The organism is Streptosporangium sp. NPDC001559, from assembly GCF_042893955.1.
Classification (GTDB): Bacteria; Actinomycetota; Actinomycetes; order Streptosporangiales; family Streptosporangiaceae; genus Streptosporangium.
This window is the reverse complement of sequence record NZ_JBIAVG010000016.1, coordinates 142,920-159,654: the sequence shown is the minus strand read 5'-3', so window position 1 is coordinate 159,654 and position 16,735 is coordinate 142,920. Positions and strand designations below refer to the sequence as shown.

The 16,735-nt window shown below is 67.5% G+C and carries 33 protein-coding genes and 1 pseudogene; 3 read left to right on the top strand and 31 right to left on the bottom strand.

All coding sequences use genetic code 11. The annotated features are described in order from the left end of the window. Nucleotides 1-72: 72 nt before the first annotated feature. From ACFYY8_RS31495 to ACFYY8_RS31480, 4 genes are all read right to left on the bottom strand, one after another. Nucleotides 73-984 carry a hypothetical protein gene (locus ACFYY8_RS31495; RefSeq protein ID WP_390047209.1) on the bottom strand — a complete coding sequence of 304 codons (912 nt, stop codon included), beginning with the start codon at nucleotides 982-984 and terminating at the stop codon, nucleotides 73-75. A 361-nt stretch (nucleotides 985-1,345) separates the two neighbouring features. Further along, complete coding sequence (locus tag ACFYY8_RS31490; RefSeq protein ID WP_390047397.1) at nucleotides 1,346-1,702, bottom strand: DUF2283 domain-containing protein; 357 nt, start codon at nucleotides 1,700-1,702, stop codon at nucleotides 1,346-1,348. A 2-nt stretch (nucleotides 1,703-1,704) separates the two neighbouring features. Beyond that, nucleotides 1,705-2,346 carry a hypothetical protein gene (locus tag ACFYY8_RS31485; RefSeq protein WP_390047207.1) on the bottom strand — a complete coding sequence of 214 codons (642 nt, stop codon included), beginning with the start codon at nucleotides 2,344-2,346 and terminating at the stop codon, nucleotides 1,705-1,707. 514 nt (nucleotides 2,347-2,860) lie between these two features. After that, complete coding sequence (locus ACFYY8_RS31480; protein WP_390047205.1) at nucleotides 2,861-3,238, bottom strand: hypothetical protein; 378 nt, start codon at nucleotides 3,236-3,238, stop codon at nucleotides 2,861-2,863. Nucleotides 3,239-3,416: 178 nt separating this feature from the next. Here ACFYY8_RS31480 and ACFYY8_RS31475 point away from each other — a divergent pair, with 178 nt between their 5' ends. Beyond that, entirely contained in the window at nucleotides 3,417-3,860 is a 444-nt protein-coding gene (locus ACFYY8_RS31475) for a hypothetical protein (protein WP_390047203.1), read from the top strand. Here ACFYY8_RS31475 and ACFYY8_RS31470 read toward each other — a convergent pair. The 6 genes from ACFYY8_RS31470 to ACFYY8_RS31445 all read right to left on the bottom strand — a co-directional run bounded on the left by ACFYY8_RS31470 (nucleotide 3,841) and on the right by ACFYY8_RS31445 (nucleotide 6,213). Next, nucleotides 3,841-4,059, bottom strand: coding sequence for a hypothetical protein (locus ACFYY8_RS31470; protein WP_390047202.1), 219 nt, complete (start codon nucleotides 4,057-4,059; stop codon nucleotides 3,841-3,843). The two genes, ACFYY8_RS31475 and ACFYY8_RS31470, sit on opposite strands and share 20 nt — an antisense overlap. A gap of 98 nt (nucleotides 4,060-4,157) precedes the next feature. Continuing rightward, nucleotides 4,158-4,631, bottom strand: coding sequence for a hypothetical protein (locus ACFYY8_RS31465; RefSeq protein ID WP_390047200.1), 474 nt, complete (start codon nucleotides 4,629-4,631; stop codon nucleotides 4,158-4,160). A 42-nt stretch (nucleotides 4,632-4,673) separates the two neighbouring features. After that, the gene (locus ACFYY8_RS31460) at nucleotides 4,674-5,273 is read right to left on the bottom strand and encodes a hypothetical protein (protein ID WP_390047198.1); all 600 of its coding nucleotides are present in this window, start codon (nucleotides 5,271-5,273) and stop codon (nucleotides 4,674-4,676) included. A gap of 94 nt (nucleotides 5,274-5,367) precedes the next feature. Beyond that, nucleotides 5,368-5,592, bottom strand: a complete 225-nt coding sequence (locus ACFYY8_RS31455; RefSeq protein WP_390047196.1) for a hypothetical protein — start codon at nucleotides 5,590-5,592, stop codon at nucleotides 5,368-5,370. An 87-nt stretch (nucleotides 5,593-5,679) separates the two neighbouring features. Continuing rightward, nucleotides 5,680-5,931 (bottom strand): hypothetical protein, encoded by a 252-nt coding sequence (locus tag ACFYY8_RS31450; RefSeq protein WP_390047194.1) that lies wholly within the window; start codon nucleotides 5,929-5,931, stop codon nucleotides 5,680-5,682. A gap of 66 nt (nucleotides 5,932-5,997) precedes the next feature. Then, the gene (locus ACFYY8_RS31445) at nucleotides 5,998-6,213 is read right to left on the bottom strand and encodes a hypothetical protein (protein ID WP_390047192.1); all 216 of its coding nucleotides are present in this window, start codon (nucleotides 6,211-6,213) and stop codon (nucleotides 5,998-6,000) included. A gap of 116 nt (nucleotides 6,214-6,329) precedes the next feature. On the opposite strand from ACFYY8_RS31445, the gene ACFYY8_RS31440 reads away from it, so the two are divergent. Continuing rightward, complete coding sequence (locus ACFYY8_RS31440) at nucleotides 6,330-6,563, top strand: hypothetical protein (protein WP_390047403.1); 234 nt, start codon at nucleotides 6,330-6,332, stop codon at nucleotides 6,561-6,563. Nucleotides 6,564-6,647: 84 nt separating this feature from the next. On the opposite strand, the pseudogene ACFYY8_RS31435 reads toward ACFYY8_RS31440, so the two are convergent. The 21 genes and pseudogenes from ACFYY8_RS31435 to ACFYY8_RS31335 form a co-directional block, all read right to left on the bottom strand. Further along, nucleotides 6,648-6,773 (bottom strand): annotated as a pseudogene (locus ACFYY8_RS31435) (DUF6011 domain-containing protein); the annotation flags it as partial. Continuing rightward, nucleotides 6,770-7,009, bottom strand: a complete 240-nt coding sequence (locus ACFYY8_RS31430; protein ID WP_390047190.1) for a hypothetical protein — start codon at nucleotides 7,007-7,009, stop codon at nucleotides 6,770-6,772. The pseudogene ACFYY8_RS31435 and the gene ACFYY8_RS31430, both read right to left, overlap by 4 nt. Further along, nucleotides 7,006-7,368 carry a hypothetical protein gene (locus ACFYY8_RS31425; protein ID WP_390047188.1) on the bottom strand — a complete coding sequence of 121 codons (363 nt, stop codon included), beginning with the start codon at nucleotides 7,366-7,368 and terminating at the stop codon, nucleotides 7,006-7,008. Before ACFYY8_RS31425 ends, ACFYY8_RS31430 begins: the two co-directional genes overlap by 4 nt. Next, nucleotides 7,365-7,865 carry a hypothetical protein gene (locus tag ACFYY8_RS31420; RefSeq protein WP_390047186.1) on the bottom strand — a complete coding sequence of 167 codons (501 nt, stop codon included), beginning with the start codon at nucleotides 7,863-7,865 and terminating at the stop codon, nucleotides 7,365-7,367. Before ACFYY8_RS31420 ends, ACFYY8_RS31425 begins: the two co-directional genes overlap by 4 nt. Further along, complete coding sequence (locus tag ACFYY8_RS31415) at nucleotides 7,852-8,112, bottom strand: hypothetical protein (RefSeq protein ID WP_390047184.1); 261 nt, start codon at nucleotides 8,110-8,112, stop codon at nucleotides 7,852-7,854. The genes ACFYY8_RS31420 and ACFYY8_RS31415 overlap by 14 nt, the downstream gene beginning before the upstream one ends. Beyond that, nucleotides 8,105-8,359 (bottom strand): hypothetical protein, encoded by a 255-nt coding sequence (locus ACFYY8_RS31410; protein WP_390047182.1) that lies wholly within the window; start codon nucleotides 8,357-8,359, stop codon nucleotides 8,105-8,107. The genes ACFYY8_RS31415 and ACFYY8_RS31410 overlap by 8 nt, the downstream gene beginning before the upstream one ends. Continuing rightward, on the bottom strand, nucleotides 8,346-8,558 hold the full coding sequence (locus tag ACFYY8_RS31405) for a hypothetical protein (protein ID WP_390047180.1): 213 nt from the start codon (nucleotides 8,556-8,558) through the stop codon (nucleotides 8,346-8,348). The genes ACFYY8_RS31410 and ACFYY8_RS31405 overlap by 14 nt, the downstream gene beginning before the upstream one ends. Then, nucleotides 8,551-8,880 (bottom strand): hypothetical protein, encoded by a 330-nt coding sequence (locus ACFYY8_RS31400; RefSeq protein WP_390047178.1) that lies wholly within the window; start codon nucleotides 8,878-8,880, stop codon nucleotides 8,551-8,553. The genes ACFYY8_RS31405 and ACFYY8_RS31400 overlap by 8 nt, the downstream gene beginning before the upstream one ends. Further along, complete coding sequence (locus ACFYY8_RS31395) at nucleotides 8,873-9,226, bottom strand: hypothetical protein (RefSeq protein ID WP_390047176.1); 354 nt, start codon at nucleotides 9,224-9,226, stop codon at nucleotides 8,873-8,875. Before ACFYY8_RS31395 ends, ACFYY8_RS31400 begins: the two co-directional genes overlap by 8 nt. Then, nucleotides 9,223-9,498 carry a hypothetical protein gene (locus tag ACFYY8_RS31390; RefSeq protein WP_390047174.1) on the bottom strand — a complete coding sequence of 92 codons (276 nt, stop codon included), beginning with the start codon at nucleotides 9,496-9,498 and terminating at the stop codon, nucleotides 9,223-9,225. Before ACFYY8_RS31390 ends, ACFYY8_RS31395 begins: the two co-directional genes overlap by 4 nt. Before the next feature lie 67 nt (nucleotides 9,499-9,565). Beyond that, nucleotides 9,566-10,342, bottom strand: coding sequence for an RNA ligase family protein (locus tag ACFYY8_RS31385; RefSeq protein ID WP_390047172.1), 777 nt, complete (start codon nucleotides 10,340-10,342; stop codon nucleotides 9,566-9,568). A 56-nt stretch (nucleotides 10,343-10,398) separates the two neighbouring features. Then, nucleotides 10,399-10,719 (bottom strand): hypothetical protein, encoded by a 321-nt coding sequence (locus tag ACFYY8_RS31380; RefSeq protein ID WP_390047170.1) that lies wholly within the window; start codon nucleotides 10,717-10,719, stop codon nucleotides 10,399-10,401. Then, entirely contained in the window at nucleotides 10,716-11,801 is a 1,086-nt protein-coding gene (locus ACFYY8_RS31375) for a hypothetical protein (protein ID WP_390047168.1), read from the bottom strand. The genes ACFYY8_RS31380 and ACFYY8_RS31375 overlap by 4 nt, the downstream gene beginning before the upstream one ends. Further along, on the bottom strand, nucleotides 11,798-12,031 hold the full coding sequence (locus ACFYY8_RS31370; protein WP_390047166.1) for a hypothetical protein: 234 nt from the start codon (nucleotides 12,029-12,031) through the stop codon (nucleotides 11,798-11,800). Before ACFYY8_RS31370 ends, ACFYY8_RS31375 begins: the two co-directional genes overlap by 4 nt. A 130-nt stretch (nucleotides 12,032-12,161) precedes the next feature. Further along, nucleotides 12,162-12,440, bottom strand: a complete 279-nt coding sequence (locus ACFYY8_RS31365) for a hypothetical protein (RefSeq protein ID WP_390047165.1) — start codon at nucleotides 12,438-12,440, stop codon at nucleotides 12,162-12,164. Between the two features lie 49 nt (nucleotides 12,441-12,489). Continuing rightward, nucleotides 12,490-13,449 (bottom strand): hypothetical protein, encoded by a 960-nt coding sequence (locus tag ACFYY8_RS31360; protein ID WP_390047163.1) that lies wholly within the window; start codon nucleotides 13,447-13,449, stop codon nucleotides 12,490-12,492. After that, nucleotides 13,446-13,667, bottom strand: a complete 222-nt coding sequence (locus tag ACFYY8_RS31355) for a hypothetical protein (protein ID WP_390047161.1) — start codon at nucleotides 13,665-13,667, stop codon at nucleotides 13,446-13,448. The genes ACFYY8_RS31360 and ACFYY8_RS31355 overlap by 4 nt, the downstream gene beginning before the upstream one ends. Beyond that, a complete protein-coding gene (locus ACFYY8_RS31350; RefSeq protein WP_390047159.1) occupies nucleotides 13,664-13,978 on the bottom strand; it encodes a hypothetical protein in 315 nt (104 codons plus the stop codon). The genes ACFYY8_RS31355 and ACFYY8_RS31350 overlap by 4 nt, the downstream gene beginning before the upstream one ends. Continuing rightward, complete coding sequence (locus ACFYY8_RS31345) at nucleotides 13,975-14,883, bottom strand: hypothetical protein (protein WP_390047158.1); 909 nt, start codon at nucleotides 14,881-14,883, stop codon at nucleotides 13,975-13,977. The genes ACFYY8_RS31350 and ACFYY8_RS31345 overlap by 4 nt, the downstream gene beginning before the upstream one ends. After that, complete coding sequence (locus tag ACFYY8_RS31340; protein WP_390047156.1) at nucleotides 14,844-15,335, bottom strand: HNH endonuclease; 492 nt, start codon at nucleotides 15,333-15,335, stop codon at nucleotides 14,844-14,846. Before ACFYY8_RS31340 ends, ACFYY8_RS31345 begins: the two co-directional genes overlap by 40 nt. A 56-nt stretch (nucleotides 15,336-15,391) precedes the next feature. After that, nucleotides 15,392-16,048 carry an endonuclease domain-containing protein gene (locus ACFYY8_RS31335; RefSeq protein WP_390047155.1) on the bottom strand — a complete coding sequence of 219 codons (657 nt, stop codon included), beginning with the start codon at nucleotides 16,046-16,048 and terminating at the stop codon, nucleotides 15,392-15,394. Nucleotides 16,049-16,198: 150 nt separating this feature from the next. Here ACFYY8_RS31335 and ACFYY8_RS31330 point away from each other — a divergent pair, with 150 nt between their 5' ends. After that, nucleotides 16,199-16,666, top strand: coding sequence for a hypothetical protein (locus ACFYY8_RS31330; RefSeq protein ID WP_390047154.1), 468 nt, complete (start codon nucleotides 16,199-16,201; stop codon nucleotides 16,664-16,666). The last annotated feature ends 69 nt before the right edge of the window (nucleotides 16,667-16,735 follow it).

The following is a 16,735-nucleotide window of genomic DNA, read 5'->3' as shown; positions in this document are numbered from 1 at the left end:
GCACGATCAACTGATTTGATACACGCAGGTCGGGCGATTCGTCAAGTTGAGGGCCGACCGAAACGTGCACGTTCAGGCTCGTCCGCTCAACTCCGCATACTCCGCAGCCCGCCTCGGGACAGGGGGAAGCTTCTGTTTGCGCACTTCAGCGACCATGTACGCCTCCCCGCGGAGGATCGTGAACTCGTTGTCGGTGTACTCTCGCCCGCACTCGCGGCATTTCGCCCCGTCGGGCTGGTCGTTCCAGTCGAGGATCTCGTACAGCTCCGTGAAGCCGCACCGGCACGGCACTGGCAGGTGCTTGCCTGAGGTGCTGACGTCGGTGAGCATGGCGCGGCACCGCCAGTGCAGGTACAGCAGTTCCGCGCCGGCGTCGGTGCCGTCGAGGAGCCTCATCACCTCGGCGTACCCGGCGACGTGGTGAACCCAGCCGAGCGTTCCTGCGGGCATGGTGGCGGCCTCGGGGATGGACACGATGCGCATCATCGGCTCTGGCGGCAGCGACAGGAGGACGTCCACCCGGTCGGCAAGGACCCGGCACGCCTGGTCCAGGGCGACTTCGTCGCGGCGGAGCCGGGAGGTCTGGCTGTCCAGGGGGCGCATGTGGGCGACGGCGCGGACGCGTTCCTCCCAGGACACCAGCAGCATCAGCGCCATGCGGAGCAGCTCGTCGGCGTTCAGCGACAACGGGACAGGGGCAGTCTTCGAACTAGACACGGGGTCGCTCGGGGAGGAGGTGGTCTCGCCGAGTTCGTCGTGGACGAGGCGCCACTTGGCAGGGAGGTCCTCGATGGTGTTGAGGATCACGGCCCTGTCGCCGTCGCAGTACGGCCGCGGCGTCAGGGCGGGGAGGCGGTGGGTTCTACCGTCGATGGTCTCGAAGCGGGGCTCTGCGCAGCGGTCGGCGCGGGCGCATTCCCGCATGCCGTGGTCTCGCCAGTAGCCGTCGTCGGCGTTGGGGTCCGAGTGAATCCATGCAGACATTGAGGCCTCCCCGAGGTCGTACTCTTGCAGGAGAGGCTTCGTGATCAGGCAGGGTGACGGGGCAGTCGAAGTGGGCGGACGGCTTCCCGTAGGCGGCGGGGAGCCGTTTCGTCTTCTAGCGCCCCGAGGCGCCCGATTCTTCCCGCCCTACCCGAACTAGCCATTCGCCCACCGCGACGAGTTGATCGGCGGTGAGTTGCGGGGCTCCGGCGATGAGGTAGAAGGTGCCGGTCCGGCCATAGTTGAGTTCGACCCCAGGCACGTCAGGGTGCACGCGGGACGAGGGAGGGGAAGCAATCATGAGAAGCCATTCTCCCAGGTTGCGCGGTCACTGGTGGACGGTCGGGACTTCCTTCTGGGCTCAACGATCCTCCTTGGGTGCTTGTGGCCAGGCGGCGAGGATCTCGATGCCGATGACGCGCCCGTCGGCGTCCAGGTCGAGGTTGACCATGGCGTCCACCGGGACGCAGCGGGCTACTCCCCCGTCCGGGATGGGTCCATGCAGGTACACGTAGGTGGCGCTGGCATCAGGGTCGTACGTCCACGAGCCGGGGTGGCGCTCCAGTGCAGAAGCGCGGTAACCGCCTGCTCGCTGGTAGCGCCTACGGGCCTCCTCGGCGGCATACAGGAACTCCTCGCAGTCTCGGCCAGCGAAGTACTCCAGGGCGAGGAGCCGTTCCTCGGGGCTCATGCCGTCGATGACCTTCGACGGATCCACAGTCAACGGCGCTTCCTCCATTCCTCGTAAACGGTCGAGTTCCAGACTTCGACTTGGATCGTGGAGTGCCCGTACCAGCCTGCTCCTGGGCTCTTCACGTGCAGGCCTGGCCGGTCCGCAGCGTCGGAAAGGAGACGTAGATCGTTCTCGTCGAGGTCGTATGGATGGTTCACGATGACTGCTGGGGCGCCGTCTTTGGTCCAGCCGCTCGCGTGGTCAAGGCGGAACATGTCGTGGTCGTACTTACCGCAGCCCCGGCACTTTCCGTTTTCCAGCCACGCCAGGCAAAGCGGAGCCGACGGGGTGGCCAGCCTGAGCCCTTTCTCTTTCGCCCACGCCACCATGGCGGTTCGGGCTCGGAGGTCGATGGCCGGGCCGTAGGGCCAGTTGGTACGAGTGATACCGACCTGTTTCGCATCGGCCGCCGAGTAGGAGGCTTCGGGTAGCCACCACCACTTCGACCATTCAGCGGCAGGGCTGAGGGTGTCGGAGACGGCGCCGAGACGATCCCTGACGTGCCTGAGTGCGGCGACGGTGTGCCCGGCTTCGGCGGCGGCTTTCAGGAGGTGGTCCTCGGGCGCCATGCCGTCGTTGCCTGCCAGGTAGCCCCGTAGCCAGTGTTCAGCGGCGTCCAGCTTGTCCACGCGGTTCTCCATCTCGTTGACGGGAGTGCCGTAGCCAGACGGCACGCCGAGGGCAACGCAGCAGTGGGCGCACCGGGGAAGGCTGTAGCGGGAGCCTAACCCCGGGTAGGTCAGGTCCGGGGTGATTCCACAGACTGTTCTGGGGGTGAGCGGGCCGCCCCAATCGATCGCGTCGGCCAACCGCTCTGGGCTGAGAGCGGCTGCTGGGACGGCGTGGAGGCGGCGCCAGGAGGAGCGTGGGACCAGCCACCACATCGAGTGGTTCTCAGGGACGGGGTGAGCGGTCACGGACGCTCCTCAAGCCGCAGGGACGCCTCCAGTGTGGCGTGTCCGTCCGCCTCTAGAATGGAGATGACTCCCTGTGGAGTTTTCAACCTGAGGGCCGGCGAGGCTTCCGATTAAGACCCTTCGGGGTCCGCCTCGCCGGCCCTTTGCTGTGCCGGGTGCGGGTTGATCTCAAGAGTGGAGATGTGGGGTGCCACCCCGGGCTGGGTGCCCGGGGTGGCGGGGTGGCTCAGTCCTGGTCGGACCTGAGCCGGGGTTCCACGACCTGGTGGAGAGAGGTGATGCGGGTCAGCGTGTACGCGATCGCCTCGTACTGCCAGGCGGTCGGTGGTGCCTCTTGGGCTGCTGCCGCTTCCCAGAGTGCCCGTCCGGTGAGCCATTCCAGGAGGAGGCGAACCAGGAGGGACTGGGTCGTCTCGTCGAGGGGGAGGTACCGGAGGGAGATCCGGGCTGCGTCGATCGCGTCGTCGGCGATCGTCCCGTCCCATTCTCCGTCGATCGGGGGGAGCCCGATCGGGATGGGGAGCCATCCGAGGGTCTTGCTGATGAGCACGTAGCTTGCCATCAGCATTCTCCCCAGGTGGTCCAGGGGGTCGTGGTGTTCCACGTTTTCTCCTCTCTTGAGTTTTCAACCTGCTGTCGGTTTGGAGTTCCGACCTCCTTGCCGACATCTGAAACTATACCGCACTTCTGTCCCAACAGGAAGAGGAAAATTGACCAGGGCGAATATTTTTCACCCCGCCCTTAAATTCCGACAGAGACAGAAGTGCGGTATAGTTTCAGTCGTGATCCCCCACGACCGCGCAACAGAGGTGACCGACGCAGAAGGCGTCGCCGAACTCCTCGGAATGAGCTACAAGACCTTCCGCAACAAGGGCGGCGGGGCGGCGTTCGGGCTGCAGCCGTTCGAACCCAGCCGACGAAAGCTGCTGTTCGACCGCGCACAGGCCGAAGCGCTCGCGGCGGATCGCCCCCCGCCCCCACGGCCGGCCTCAGGCGGTGAGCACCCCGACGACCTGCTTGATGAACAGGACGTCGCGCAAGCGCTCGACATCACCTACGCGACAGTCCGCAAGGACCGCTCCGCAGGCCGTCTGGGCGACGACTGGACAGACGTGTGCGGAGTGGCGCACATCAGAAGGGCCACCCTGCACGAAGTGGTCAAAGCCCGACCCGGCCGCGGAGTAGGCGGCGGACGGCCACGGAAAGTCAAAGCCGAGGATCGTTGAGCAGAGTGAAACCGTCAGCGCTGTCCTCGGTGAGGTAGTCAACGGTGAACTGCCTACCGGGCAGCTCTGACACGGGCAGCCTGGCTTGGCTGGCGATCAGGCTCGCCGAGACGTGTAGCGGCGCCTTAGCAGGGTGCAGGGGCGTTACGACCTGGGCGGTGTCGCCGACGGTGATCAGAACGCGGACAGTCGTTGTCATGGTCGCAGTTTCTCTTCCTACGAGCGGAGGGAAGTGGATGTGCACGCTCACCGCGTCTGGCTTGTAGAGACACGGGGAGAGCGGGGTGCGGAAGCCGGTTAGCGGAGCCCGTTGACCGCGTCGAGCTGGGCGTTGATGGCCTGCTCTCGGTCCCGGTCTTGATCGGTCTCCCGGTCCGGTTCCTTCCAGCAGGCGAGGCGGACCCGGCCGGGGATGTCCTGGTGGGGGCGTAGCCGCCAGGTGCCGGTGGAGGTCAGCAGCGCTTCGAAGGTGTCGTAGGGGGTGGTGCGGTGCTGCTGGATGGCCTCGCCGATCACCTCGGCCGTGATGGGGGTGGTGAGGTCCGGGAAGTGCGGGGCCAGGACGTCGAGGACGGCCTTCGTGTAGGCGCCCAGGACTCCCTTCGGCGGGTGGCTGGCGCCGGAGCAGCGGTTGCCTCCTGGGAGGAGGAACGAGTTGCCGCCTTTGAGGTCGGCGCGGACGTGCATGCGGAGCGTCTGGTCCACCTTGAGTCGGACGTCCGTACGGCTACACACCCGGCATCCGGCGTGCGTTGTGGTCTCGGTGCTCAACAAAACTCCTTCAAGATCGGAGCGGGCGGGAGGGCGGGGTGGTCAGTTCGTCTTCTGGGCGGCGAGGAGCGCCAGCAGCTTGTCCGCCTCGTCGAGGCTGACGGTCAGCCCAGTCGGGTTGTAGCTGCTGTCCGTATCCGCCACGACGCCGACCTGGCCGAGGGCCTCGACAAGCTTCTTGGCGCGTTGCTGCGCTGCGGCCTGACGGCGCTGCTCACGGTCCCGTTCCTCGTTCGCCGCGTCCAAACGCTGCTGGTGGGCGGCCATGGCCTCCTCGTAGGGGCCAACGATTGCCGTCAGCGACGTGAGCACCCGAAACTCGACACCGCTCTCGCTGTCGGGGTAGGGGGACGTCGCCGCTTCGAAGCGTTCCAGGGTGAAGCCTTCGAGGGCGTCGGCCGGTCCGAACACTGCTGGGTAGCCAACGCTGGCCTCATTCCACCCCCGCCCTTTCTTGGGCTTGCTGCTCCGCATCGCCTTCGTGAACGCGGGGGCGCCGGGTCGGCGGTGGTAGCTCGCCGTCTGGTACAGGTGATCCGCGTCGGCAGGCGCGAGCAACGCCATCGCCTGAATGGTGGCGTACTCTCCGCGTCCGCGCTGGAAACCGTAGACGACTCCGGGCTTGATGTCCTTGGCCTTCACGATGGGCCTCTCTGAAGATCGTTGGGGGTTGGTGGTCTGGTCGGGCATTCCGCAAGGCGGCCCTCCCCGTAGGGCCGCCAGACGCAGCAACCGGTCAGGGGCAGCAGGGGCAGGAGTCGGTCAGGTTGTAGCCGTGGCTGCACTGCGTGGCCTGGGCCTGAGCCCGGCCGGGGCCGAGGATGTAGTAGGCCGGGTAGGCGGCGACGGTCGCGGACGTCAACGGCTGGGCGAGCACGTCAGCGGGCGGATGCGGGGCGGCGGCACCGACCTGGTCGAGGTGGGCGGACAGTCGGGCGCCAGCGGCGCGGATGGCGGACATCGGGGGTCTCCTTCGAGATCGGTGGATCTGGCCGGTCGTTCTGCATGTCGCTCCTCCGCGGTTAGGAGCGGCAGACACAACAGGCGGTCAGGCGGGGCGGGCGGCGGGTACGAGCCCAAGGGTGCGAAGGACGTTCGACCCGCGAGTCTCGCGGAGGATGCGGTCCAAAAGCGGCTTGGCGGCGGTCATCTCGGCGATCTGGTCGAGCGCCTTCGCCTGGTCGCGCTGGGCGTCGGCGAGGTGGCCGACGATGGCATCCACGTCATCGCCGCTGGTGATGGCTTCCGGCAGGAGGGCCGACAGGCGGGCGATCTCCTCGGCGATCCGGTTGGCGTTCACGGGGGCTCCTGAAGGTCAGTAGGGGCGAGGGGCGGGGTGCCCGGGGTCTCCCCCGGGCCGGGACGGTCAGTGGCCGAGGATGATCTTTCGGAGCACCCGCCAACGGGGGTTCGTGTCGTGCAGGAGGCCTATCTCCGCGCGGGCCCGGGCCTGCTCCTCGGTGCCGTAGCACCGGAGCTGACGGACGTACTCACCCTCCCGGTTGAGGACGTTGACCACCTGGAATCCGACGCCTTCCTTGATGCGCTCGGCGGGAATGGTCTGGGTGGTGGGGGTGTCCATGTCAGCTCCTTGGTCAGCGCTTCTGGCGATGACAGAACCGTACCGACTTCAGGTACACCTGTCTAGAGTTTCGGTACACCTAGTTTCGGTACACCTTCCTCCTGTACGCTCTCCTCATGAGCCAGCCGACCGATCGCCAACCTGTTGCAGTCAGCGACATCGCCGTCCTGCTTGGCGTGAGCGTCAACACCGTCAACCAGTGGCGCAAACGAGCCGCATCCGCCACGAGGGTCGAACCCTTCCCTCCCGCTGTCGGCAAAGTGGCTGGCGTCGACTACTGGTGGGCCGATCAGATCAGAGATTGGGCCCGCCGTACTGGTCGGCTCAAAGAGCAGCCCGCTAGCGAATAAGTCCTCCTGTCCGAGAACGTGCCCGCCGGCACGGACCCGTACATAGACCCGCTGTGGGCTGGGTTGAATGAGGCCGTGCTTGCGCGCGCAGCACGGCCCGTACCCGCGCGCGATCGATATCGGGTCGGTGAGGCGCTTCGGGCACGCCCTGCACTGGACAGGGCGGGGCGTGCTTTCGGAGGCGTCGGGGTTGTCGAACAGGTCGGTCACGCCACGTACCGTTGCGCCCCGTCGGACAGCACGTGACAGACCTCCCGCACGCCGAGCGGCAGGCACTCTGTGCACACCAGTTCCCCGGTGAGGGCCAGGTGCTTATGGCGGGCGCAGAAGGCGTCGGTGTCGAGGTGTTCATTCACGCACCCCATGACGAACTCGACCTCGGGGACCTCCCCGCAGGGGGTGTTGAAGTCGTCGATGAGGATGCAGGTACAGCGCCGGTCGGTCATAGCTGCTCCTGGTTGATGAGGCGGGCCATGGGCTCTCCTGGCCTGCAGCCCCTCGGATCGATGCCGAGCACCGCGGCGGCGACGTCATCCGCCGTCACCGGCAGCACCTTCTCCAGGCGGCAGGCCAGAGCAACTACCCTCTGGAGCGCCATCGCGGCCCCACAGCAGGGCTGGTCGTCTCGGTGGGCGCGGCCAGACGGCGGGGCGTCCAGGGTGGGGGAGACGGGAGGCTGCTCGCGCGGGTACGCGGTACGGGCGAGGTGCACAGCCCACTGGACGTCGGTCATGGGCGTGCCGGCGTCGGTGACGGGTCGGGGAATCCCGTTGGCGGGGTGGCCGCCGACCACGTCCTCGATCACGTCGGCGATCTCCTCACCGGCGTCCTGCCGCCCCTGACGGCGGTAGCGGGAGCGATACGGCACTCGGCCATGTCGGCGGGCAGAGCCCCGTTGAGGGCCCGCTCGGCGACCTTCTGGCGTTCCTCCGCGCGGGCCCTGGCGATGACGGCCCGCAGAACGTCCTGAACCGTCAGGAGGCCGCGGGCGGGCCGGTGCTCCCCCCGTTCGAGACGGCCGCACAGGGTACGAACGTCGCCGTACAGGTCGTCGTCGACGGCCGCGAAGAAGTAGCGGATCGCGGCGACGATCGCGTCGCGTTCGCCGTCGCGGGCCTCCTCGTCGAGGACCGGCACGACGGCCTGGAGCGCCACGGCGACGACCGCGGCCACGTCCTTCTGGCAGACGGCGCACTCAGCGTCGTAGGTGTGGTCCCGGTGAGCCGTCCTTGGGGAGGACGGCCTCCATTCGTGGGCGAGAACCGCGTCGACGGCGGCCTGGTTTGCGTCAGGAGTCGCCATCGTCGTCTCCGATCTCGGCCACACCGATCGTGACTTCCGCCCAGTCGCCGGTGATCTGGGCGGTGAAGGGCAGGTTTTTCGCTTCGGCCATGCGCATCACCATCTCCGCCGCCCTGGCGTAGACGAGGCCGTGCGCGTGCCCGGTAAGTTCCAGGGAGCGCCACAGCATGCCGAGCTGGAAGCCCCTGACGAACTCCTCGTCGTCGGTGTCGAAAGGCAACAGCAAGCCGTACGTCGCCTCAGCCACGGCGGGGCCTCGTCTCGTCCGCGACCTCTACCTGGACTTCCAGGGGAAGCTGGTCGATGAACTGGGCGTCGCCGAACCGGTTGGCCTTGTCGGCGAGCGCCTCCTCCTCGGTGGCGCCAGCCAGGCGGGACCAGTGGGCGGTGCACCACGCCCCGTCTGGGTATTCGCGACTCGGAGTGAACCGGTGCAGGCGGCCATGGCTGAAGCACCAGGCGAACCAGGTGGTGGGGAGATCAGCGGGAGTCATGGAGCCTCCTGAGTCCTCGGAAGGGGCGGACCTTCTTGGTGCCGTCGGGGTAGCGCACCAGGACGTTGACCGGCGCGTACAAGCCGATGGCGGGCAGCGCGAACCGGCGGGCGGGCCGGTCCTTGCGCTTCTGGTTCGGGCGGACGAGCACTTCGACGACCTCTCCGTCGAGCTGGTACCGGCGAGGGGAGTCAGCCACGGCGAGCCTCCCGGTCGGCCAGGGCCTCGGTCACGGTGTGGCCGTTGCACGTCATGAGAGGCGCGACCTTCTTGGCCAAGGCCAGCGCCGTATCCAGGTCGAATCGGTGCTTGGCCACCCAGTCGCCTTCGCGTTCCGACGGACGCAGTTCGTAGTCCTTCACCCCATCTGCGTCGTAGGCGTACGGGCCGTCCATGACGGCCCACAGGCCGCGCCCCCGGTACTCGACGGTGAGGGTGTAGGGGCGAGCGTTGATGTCGTCCTCAGGCAGACACGACACGTCGTACCTGGTGGGACGGACGAAAACCTCAGGATCAGTCACGGTGGGCCCTCCTTCGACAGTGACGGTGGTAGGTGGTCTTGACGCGCGCCATGTCCGGCCACTGGTGGCGGAGCATCTGCCAGCGGAGCTTCTGGGCGGAGCGGCCCGTCGACGGGCTGTCGAACGCCTGGGTGGCGGCCTCCCACGAGGAGCCGCGCTTGGCGGTCAGGTAGGCGAGCAAGGTCAGTACGCGGTCCTCGCGGGCGACATCGGCCTTGTCGAAGTGCCACGCCGGGAGGGCCGGACGCCGGACCGGGAGAGGAGACTCGGCTCCGCCCGGGTCTGTAGTGGTCCAGTACTGGGCGTTGCGCTCCCACATGGAGGAGAGCAAGGAGGGGTTGATCACGGCACCTCCCCAAGCCGCTCAGCGATCGCCTCCGCGACGATCTCCTGCACCCGGTCGTCGGCGACAGCGATCACGGTGGCGGCCGCCGTGTGCGGCTTGGAGATCTGGCCCCCGGTGACGTGGCAGTAGACCTCGCCGACCTCGCGCAGCACCATCCGGTAGTCGGCGAGTTCTCGCTTGAGCTGGTCGAGGTCCAGGGTGCCGTCAGGACGCTCGACGATCTCCTTCCAGAACTCGTCGTAGGTCTTCTCGTAGTCAGGCTGTTCGGTCATGAACGGTCTGGCCCTTTCGGTGAGGCCCGCCCCACAGAAGGGGGCGGGCGGGGGAACGCGGGCAGCGTTACTTGGTGCTCTTCTGTCGCCGCTTCAGAGTCCGGTCGTAGTCCTGGAACCGCGCCTTGGTGATCACGCTGCGGTCCGGGGAGCGCAGCACAACGCCCTCGTTCAGGCCGGGCTCGCCCGAGGTCGCGACCTGCGTGGTCTTGTACTGCTCCAGGAAGGCCCGCATACCCTCCACGTCTCCCGGCAGGTCGCTGCCGTCGATCTCGAACAGGCGGGGCGTGAGGTCAACGCCGGCCTGCGCGGCGAGATCGGCCAGGACCTTCTCCGAACCGAAGATCTGACCGCCGTTCTGCCGCCACGACGCGATGCGCTCTACGGGCCAGTCGAGCATGTCCACGGGGGCCGTCATCACGTCGAACATGCGGACGGCCGCCTGCCCCTCCCCGTAGTGCTTCCATGCGGGCAGCTGCTTGGAGCCGTACACCTCCAGGTAGAGCACCAAGACCTCGCCGAAACCGCCCGATCCGAGCGTGGCTGCTTTCTCCGCGACGCCACGCAGGGCGTCCACGATGCCGAGCGCTGGGTTGTGGACGATGTCGCCTCGGGCGGTGAGCAGGTCCTCGCGGGAGCCGATCAGCCAGTTTCCGTCCGGCAGCAGGACGATCCGGCCGTTGGTGCCGTCCACTTTCTCGGTGCCGATGACTGGCCCTTCGTACTGGGTGGGCTCTTCGAGCAGGCCGCCGTTCTTCGAGTCGAGCGCGTGGTGGGTAGGGATGGACGGGTACTTCGTCATCGAGTTGAGCTTTCGCAGATCAGCGTTGCGCAGATCGAACACGGTGGGTCCTTTCGTTGGGGGTAGGCCCGCCCTCAGGGGAGGGCGGGCGAAGGGGATTACTCGGCGAGACGGCGGCGGATCGCCAAACGCCACTGGCGGGCGACAGCTTCAACTTGGGTCAGCTCGTCAAGGAGCTTGTAAGGGTCGGTCTCGGCGAACGCTTCGAGGACCTCCTCGTAGAGGATGTCCCGCCACGAGACGTCGCCCAGGTCGGCCATGGATTGCGTCATCTGGCGCGCTTCATTGGCTCGCCGGTCGTCTCCAGGGTGTCCTGTGCCGTCGGGATGGTTCTGTTCTCCCCAGCGGGCGTCCTGGCGGGCGAGCTCCGCACGGACCTCTTCCTCTTCGGGAGTCAAGGCATTTGTGGAGTCGGTCATGCTGCTGCTCCTTCGAAGAGGGACGGCTGGTAGGCCGTCTCGACGGCGGGCGGGTAGATGCCGGCCAGGTAGTCCCGGACCGGGGTCTCCCAGTCGAGGCCGAGGGCCACGCCGAGGGCTACGGCGGCGACGGGCGGGGACACCACGTCAGCGGCCTGCAGGAAGCATTTCGATCGGGATCCGCGCCACGGGTAGTCCGTGGGGAACCCGGTGAGTAGCCCGGCCTCGGCGGCGGTGAGTTGGGCGCCGTCGGAGACGCGCCGCCAGGAGCGGGCCTTCTCGGTGAGGCACCAGGCGGGTTGGTCGGCGGAGAACTCGTTACCGCCGGAGGTCTTGCGGGCCCCGCGGGTGTTGATGCGCTCCCCCGCCGGCCAGCCCAACGCCTGCGCCATCGTGACCGCAGGGATGCGGCGCCCCGCCTCCGGGAGGAGGTTCGTCGGTGCGGCGTACTTGCCGCACGCCCACCCCTCCCAGAACGGCAACCCGTTCAGGTCGGGGACCCGGTTGCGGGTGGCGATGACGAACGTTCGGGTGCGGCGGGACGCCAACCCCAGGTCTTCGCCGTGGATCGTGAGGACGAAGCAGGCCAGGAAGTCGTGGGCGGTGGCGAGTTCGGCGCACATCTCCTGCCAGATTGGGGTGACGCCGGGGACCTGTTCGCACACCAGCCACTGCAGGTGCGGCAGCCGGAGCGCGAACCGGGCAGCCTCCACAACCAGGGCGGAACGGACATCCTGAACCTGGGCGTACACCTCGGCCCAGCCGTCGTCAGGGCCCACTCCGGCTTGGCTGTCCCCCAGGCGTTCGATGGCCTTCAGGATGTGCGGCAGGTCGCCCAGGCCGGTTCGCTTGCCGGACGTGCTGAACGTAGGGCAAGGCGAAGTGATCACGGCACCCGTCACGCCCGTCATGCCGCCAGGGTCGAGGTCAAGCACGGAGGCCTGGGTGCGGGTGAACCCGGCCGCCACCGCTGTGGCGCAGGCGTCGGCGTCGATGTCGTAGCCGTGGATCTGCCCGGTGAGGCCGAGGATGCGGGCGCCCATGTCCACCCCGCCCGGGCCGGCGAACAGGTTGATGATCACTGCACGTCCTCGACGAGCGCGTACCCCGTACGGCGGGCCGCGCCCGAACGGGTGGTGGCGCTGTCGTGGAGCTGGCTGGTTTCGATGTTGCGGCGGCGAGCGCCGCGCCCACCGGTCGGCAGCGACTCCACCAGCACCTTCGTGTTGACAGGCATGCCGACGACGCGGATGCGGCGCCCCTCGTCGAGGGGGTGGCAGGACTCGTAGACCTGCCCGATTGAGATGGCCATGCCGGTGCCCTTTCCGTTGTAAATGGATCTTGTGTTCGTCTTCTTGATCGGTTTGGGAACTGGAGTTCCGATCGAGGGCCGCAGGGATGCGGCCCTCAGATCACTTCAGACGGTTTTGTGGGCCTTCCCCTCAGTCGTGGACGCGACCGCCGGGAACTCCAGCCGCAGAGACCTCACAGCCCCCGCTAGCCCCATCCACGCCGTACCCCTCCCCCGCCACTTCCGGAGCCTCCCCGCCCTGAGGGCGGACGGCGGCCCGGCGTTCCCGCATCCGGGTTCCGATCTGCTCCTTGGTGGGCGGCTCCCAGACGTGCCAGCCGACAGGCGGCTTCCACCGCTGGAAGTGCTCGCGCTGCTCCAGACCGCACCAACGGCAGCCGGACGGGACGATGAGGTTCTGCGCGGTCATGCGGTCTCCTCGGTGGTCTTGGGGGTGGGGACGAAGGGGCTGAAGCGGGTCACCAGGGCAGGAGGCTGGTCTGGCCGTCGCACTGGGCCAGCGGGTGGTCGACGGGGATGTCCCACTCCGGGTCGGCGTACGGCGCCACCTCAAGGACGGCGTCCGCGTAGTGAGGCGCCCACGGGAGCATCGGGTCGTAGTCGGCGACGGTGCCGCCGTACTCGGTGACGACGTCGGACCGGACCCTCTGCCACAGCCACCGACCCAGGTAGGCGGCAACCTCCAGGTCGCACTCGCAGGAGCCCAGCTCGTTGAAGTAGCTGAGCCAGTCGCCGGCCTCGAACTGGCTGAGGAAGTCCGGCCAGCCCGCCCGGTAGTCAGCGAGGTGCTCCGCCAGGTACGCGGGCACGTCCAAGGCGTTGCCGTAGGAGGGCTCGTACTCGGGCTTCTTCCAGTTCACCGCCCGGTAGTGGGTCCCGAGGAGCGGCAGCCCTTCGCCGAAAGGCAGGCCGTCCTCGCGTACGCGGCTGACCATGACCCACAGCTTGCGCGGATCGAAACGCCCCTCGGCGGCGTCGGACTCGTCCGCCTCCTGGTCTGGCTGCGGCGACTCAGCCGACGGCGGCTGAGGCTCGTCGACGAGCGTGTACGTGTCCGGCCACGCCGTCAGCCACATGCGTGCGAACAGGTCGACCCCGAGGTGCAGGCTGCCGTCGCCCACCATGACCATGCCGTCGTCAGTGAACCCACTGACCTCGTACGACGTGTCGTCGTCGGAGCGGAAGAACTCCAATCCGTGCGGCTTGTGGCCGTCGCGCTCAGACCAGACCTGCCCCACGGCCAGGATCGCCGCCGGGTCGGCGTCATCCACCAGGCCGGTCGCGTACCGGCGGGCAGCCTCCATCGCCATGCCGTACCGGAGAGACAGGCCATCCGCGTAACGGACGATCAGCCGCTCTCGGCGTTCGGGGCCGATCACCATGAGGGCAAGCTCGGCGCGGTCTGAGCGGGTGTTCATGGCTTCTCCTCCACAGCCGTGTCCCCAACCTGGGGACGCACGGGGACAGGGATGGGGTCGGGCGGTCCGGGGCGGGTCAACAGCCGCTCCAGAAGGGCGATCACCCGATCCAGATCACTCACCTGCCGGGGCAGAGGGCGTTCCGGGCGGATCCGCTCCGCCTCCAGGCGCCGGATCCGGTCCCGGAGTTCGTCGATCACCGGCGGCTGGCGGGTCACGACTCGGCCTCCACCCGCTCAGCGGCCCGGAGCTTCGCCGAACCGTCCGCGCACGCACGTCGCGCCTCTGCCAGCGCTTCGGCGTGCCGTGCCGGATCGGCGCCGCGCCTCCGCGGGGTCGACCAGCGCAGCGCGGGCCGGGCGGCCGTCGGCCTCCATCCCTGGCTGACCAGCGCCCGCACGAACTCGTTCGCGAACGCCTCGGGGGCTTCGCGCTCCTCGGTGGCTGTGTCACGGCGCCGGATCCGTGAGGTGAGGGCGGCGATGGCTTTACGGGTGGCCTCGTCGAGGGATGGGTTGGTGTCGGTCATGACGCAGCCTCCTTGAAGGTCTCAGGGGCGGTGGGGTTGCAGCTGGGGCACTTCGCCCACGTGCCGTCGGCGAGTTCGATCCACCGGTAGTCGTCTCGTTCGCAGTGGCCGCACCAGTCGGGGACGACCTTCAGCGGCGGCGCGTCGGGCTCTTCGCCCTTGGGGGCCTCATCCCGCGGCAGGAAGTCGTTCGGCCGTTCGTTGATCGCCTTGGTGACGTACGAGCGCCGGGAGTTCGGGCGTACCTCTCGGCCGCCGAGGATGTCGCGGCGGACCTCGGCCGCCCACCGGACGCTGATCTCCTGCCCCGTCCGCTCCGCTAGGAGCTGGACGATGGCGAGATCAATCGAGTCGTCGTCATTCCCCCGCGCGTAACGGTGAGAAGACGACTGACTACCTGTATCCGTCCTAGTCCCCTTCGGGGACTGGACGGGACCGGGGTTCGCGGAAGGTTGAAGCGAACGCGAAGCAGAGTCGAAGCTATTTGCTTCGCGTTCGCTTGCCCTTCCGCTTCCTCCCTTGCGGCTGTTTCCGCTGGCCATGCCGCCTTTCCGGCCAGCTTCGGCGCGAACTTCACGCTTCGCGAGAACGCTCGATTTGGTCGGCTGGTAGTCGAGAAAGTCGTGGATTTTCCAGCCGTCGGCGCGTTCAATCCAGAGCCCCAACTCGACCAACTCGGCGACGCACTTCTTCGCCCCGCGCAGGCGGCCCGCCACGGCGTCAAACTCCCGGCTGCGGATCAACCCGTCTGTCAGGTTGCGTGCGCACCAGAAGATGGCCTGGACGTGCAGCCGGAATGCCCGGTCGGAGAGGACGTCCACCTTGCGGTGGATCGGGAACTGGTCGTCGAAGCGAACCCAGACCATCAGACCCGCGCCCCCTTGCTGCTGTTGCAGGAACGACACAGGGTCCGGAGGTTGTCCTCCGTGTCTGGGCCGCCCAGCGACCAGGGCTGAATGTGGTCGAGAGTGAGGTCCTCGGGGCTCCCGCACTTAAGACACCGCCAGCCGTCCCGCGTGTGGATAAGGCGTCGTAGCCACCTCGGGATGTAGGAGCGTCGGCCGTCCATCGGCCCCCACTCGAACAGGTCCGACTCGGTGAACAGCCAGCCGTCGTCGCATACGGTCCACATGCCGACGTGGACGAGAAGCCCTGCCAGCTCGACGCCTCGCTGCGGGTCGAACTTGGCCGGGATTTCGTTGGGTATGTGAGCGGGTCGGCTGGGGTGTCGGTGCCTGCTTGCCCATGTGAGGCACACCGTCCATAGACCAGCGGCGCGGACACCGCCGTCGTGCTCAAGCAGGGCCAACACCTTCGGGTCGTCGTCGAAGGAGTTGCTAATGCGCGCCCATGCCACGTGCTTTGCTCCAGGTTCTGAGGGTCCGTTAGGTCAGGAGCGGGGTTTGTCTTCGGTCAGGCATTGCCATCACCGGCCGGGCCTCCGCCTGCCAGAAGCCACGCGAGCTTGTCCAGGTGCTCCGGCAGCATGTGCGCCAGCAACTGTTCGGCCATCTCCATGGGGCTGTCTACGTGCAGCACCAGATGGGTTGGCCTGACCACAGTGAGCCCCAGAGGCCCAGATCTGACGACGAGCTCGTGCCACCTGCGGCTCTTGCAGCGAGGGTCTGAGCTGGACCACCAGATTCCGCGGCGAGTCCAGAACCGCCCCTGCGCGTCCTGGACCTTCGACCCCTCGGGAGGCTGAGGCGGCCCCTCTAAAGAGACGCCCCGCTTGGTGAACTCGCGCCGGTACCAGGAGTTCTTCAGGTAGTTGGCGAACGCCTCGTTGCGCGGGACTTCGCCATCCTTGCCGAGGATGGTGTTGCACCGGTTGCAGATCAGGCCGCGAACGGCCCATGCTCCGCGCCGCGCCTCGTGGTCGATGAAGAGCTTCCCGCCAGAGTTCTCGCTGGCAGGCAGCTGGCAGATCTCGCAGCGCTGGCCCGTCTCCTTAAGCATCTGCTCGTAGACCTCGCAACTGAGCATGTAGTTGCGGTGGTTGCAGGTTTCATGAGCCGGAAGCGTGAACGTCGCACGTTCCGCCACGCTGGGCGACCTGAACTTTGCCATGCGGAATGAACCCCCGGTCTTCGGCGCGAGAAGCCTTGTCGCGCTGAGGACTTGACCCTCATTTGTATATACCGGAGCATAGCTCCTGTGCATATACCCAGCAACACCAAGACCATGACTCCTGCATATACACGGGCTACGATGTGCGACGTGACCGACAACCGCACACCACTGCGTCCGATCAGGGTGGAAGAGGAGTTGTGGATCGAGTTCGGTCGCCTCGCAGGCGAGCGGAAGCGCTCCACGGTGATCCGCGATTTCATCCGCTGGTACATCGGCGCGCCCGGCGCCAAGCTGCCGGCCAGGCCCGGCGAGGAGAAGCCCAAGGCCCTCGCCGACGACCCTGAACTGATGAACCTCTTGAAGCGGGCGCGGAACGACCTCGCGCACAATCCGACCGGTCGTTCGATGCTCTCCCCCAACGAGGCGGAAGCGCTCACCCTCCCCGAGATGCACGCTCTTCTCCTGATCGCCGAAGGCTGGTCCGAAGACGACGCCGCCAAGCGCATGGGAGTCAGCACCAAAGCCGTGAAAGCCGCGATACGCGATATTGCGACCAAAATCAGGTCTGCCGGTCGGGTGTTGATCCACGACCCTGCAAGCAAGCGGGGCTCTTAGCCGGGCCGTGCCCGCATTGCTGCGACGAAGAAGCCCTCTGCTCCCCCGGCTGAGCCGTCTGCTTGATGC

Coding starts and splice junctions, on each gene's coding strand:
- ACFYY8_RS31430 (WP_390047190.1), bottom strand. CDS start 7,009: ATGACCGACCGGCGCTGTACCTGCATCCTCATCGACGACTTCAACACC.
- ACFYY8_RS31440 (WP_390047403.1), top strand. CDS start 6,330: ATGAGCCAGCCGACCGATCGCCAACCTGTTGCAGTCAGCGACATCGCC.
- ACFYY8_RS31455 (WP_390047196.1), bottom strand. CDS start 5,592: ATGTCCGCCATCCGCGCCGCTGGCGCCCGACTGTCCGCCCACCTCGAC.
- ACFYY8_RS31390 (WP_390047174.1), bottom strand. CDS start 9,498: ATGACCGAACAGCCTGACTACGAGAAGACCTACGACGAGTTCTGGAAG.
- ACFYY8_RS31420 (WP_390047186.1), bottom strand. CDS start 7,865: ATGGCGACTCCTGACGCAAACCAGGCCGCCGTCGACGCGGTTCTCGCC.
- ACFYY8_RS31380 (WP_390047170.1), bottom strand. CDS start 10,719: ATGACCGACTCCACAAATGCCTTGACTCCCGAAGAGGAAGAGGTCCGT.
- ACFYY8_RS31445 (WP_390047192.1), bottom strand. CDS start 6,213: ATGGACACCCCCACCACCCAGACCATTCCCGCCGAGCGCATCAAGGAA.
- ACFYY8_RS31360 (WP_390047163.1), bottom strand. CDS start 13,449: ATGAACACCCGCTCAGACCGCGCCGAGCTTGCCCTCATGGTGATCGGC.
- ACFYY8_RS31335 (WP_390047155.1), bottom strand. CDS start 16,048: ATGGCAAAGTTCAGGTCGCCCAGCGTGGCGGAACGTGCGACGTTCACG.
- ACFYY8_RS31365 (WP_390047165.1), bottom strand. CDS start 12,440: ATGACCGCGCAGAACCTCATCGTCCCGTCCGGCTGCCGTTGGTGCGGT.
- ACFYY8_RS31470 (WP_390047202.1), bottom strand. CDS start 4,059: ATGACAACGACTGTCCGCGTTCTGATCACCGTCGGCGACACCGCCCAG.
- ACFYY8_RS31350 (WP_390047159.1), bottom strand. CDS start 13,978: ATGACCGACACCAACCCATCCCTCGACGAGGCCACCCGTAAAGCCATC.
- ACFYY8_RS31495 (WP_390047209.1), bottom strand. CDS start 984: ATGTCTGCATGGATTCACTCGGACCCCAACGCCGACGACGGCTACTGG.
- ACFYY8_RS31370 (WP_390047166.1), bottom strand. CDS start 12,031: ATGGCCATCTCAATCGGGCAGGTCTACGAGTCCTGCCACCCCCTCGAC.
- ACFYY8_RS31410 (WP_390047182.1), bottom strand. CDS start 8,359: ATGACTCCCGCTGATCTCCCCACCACCTGGTTCGCCTGGTGCTTCAGC.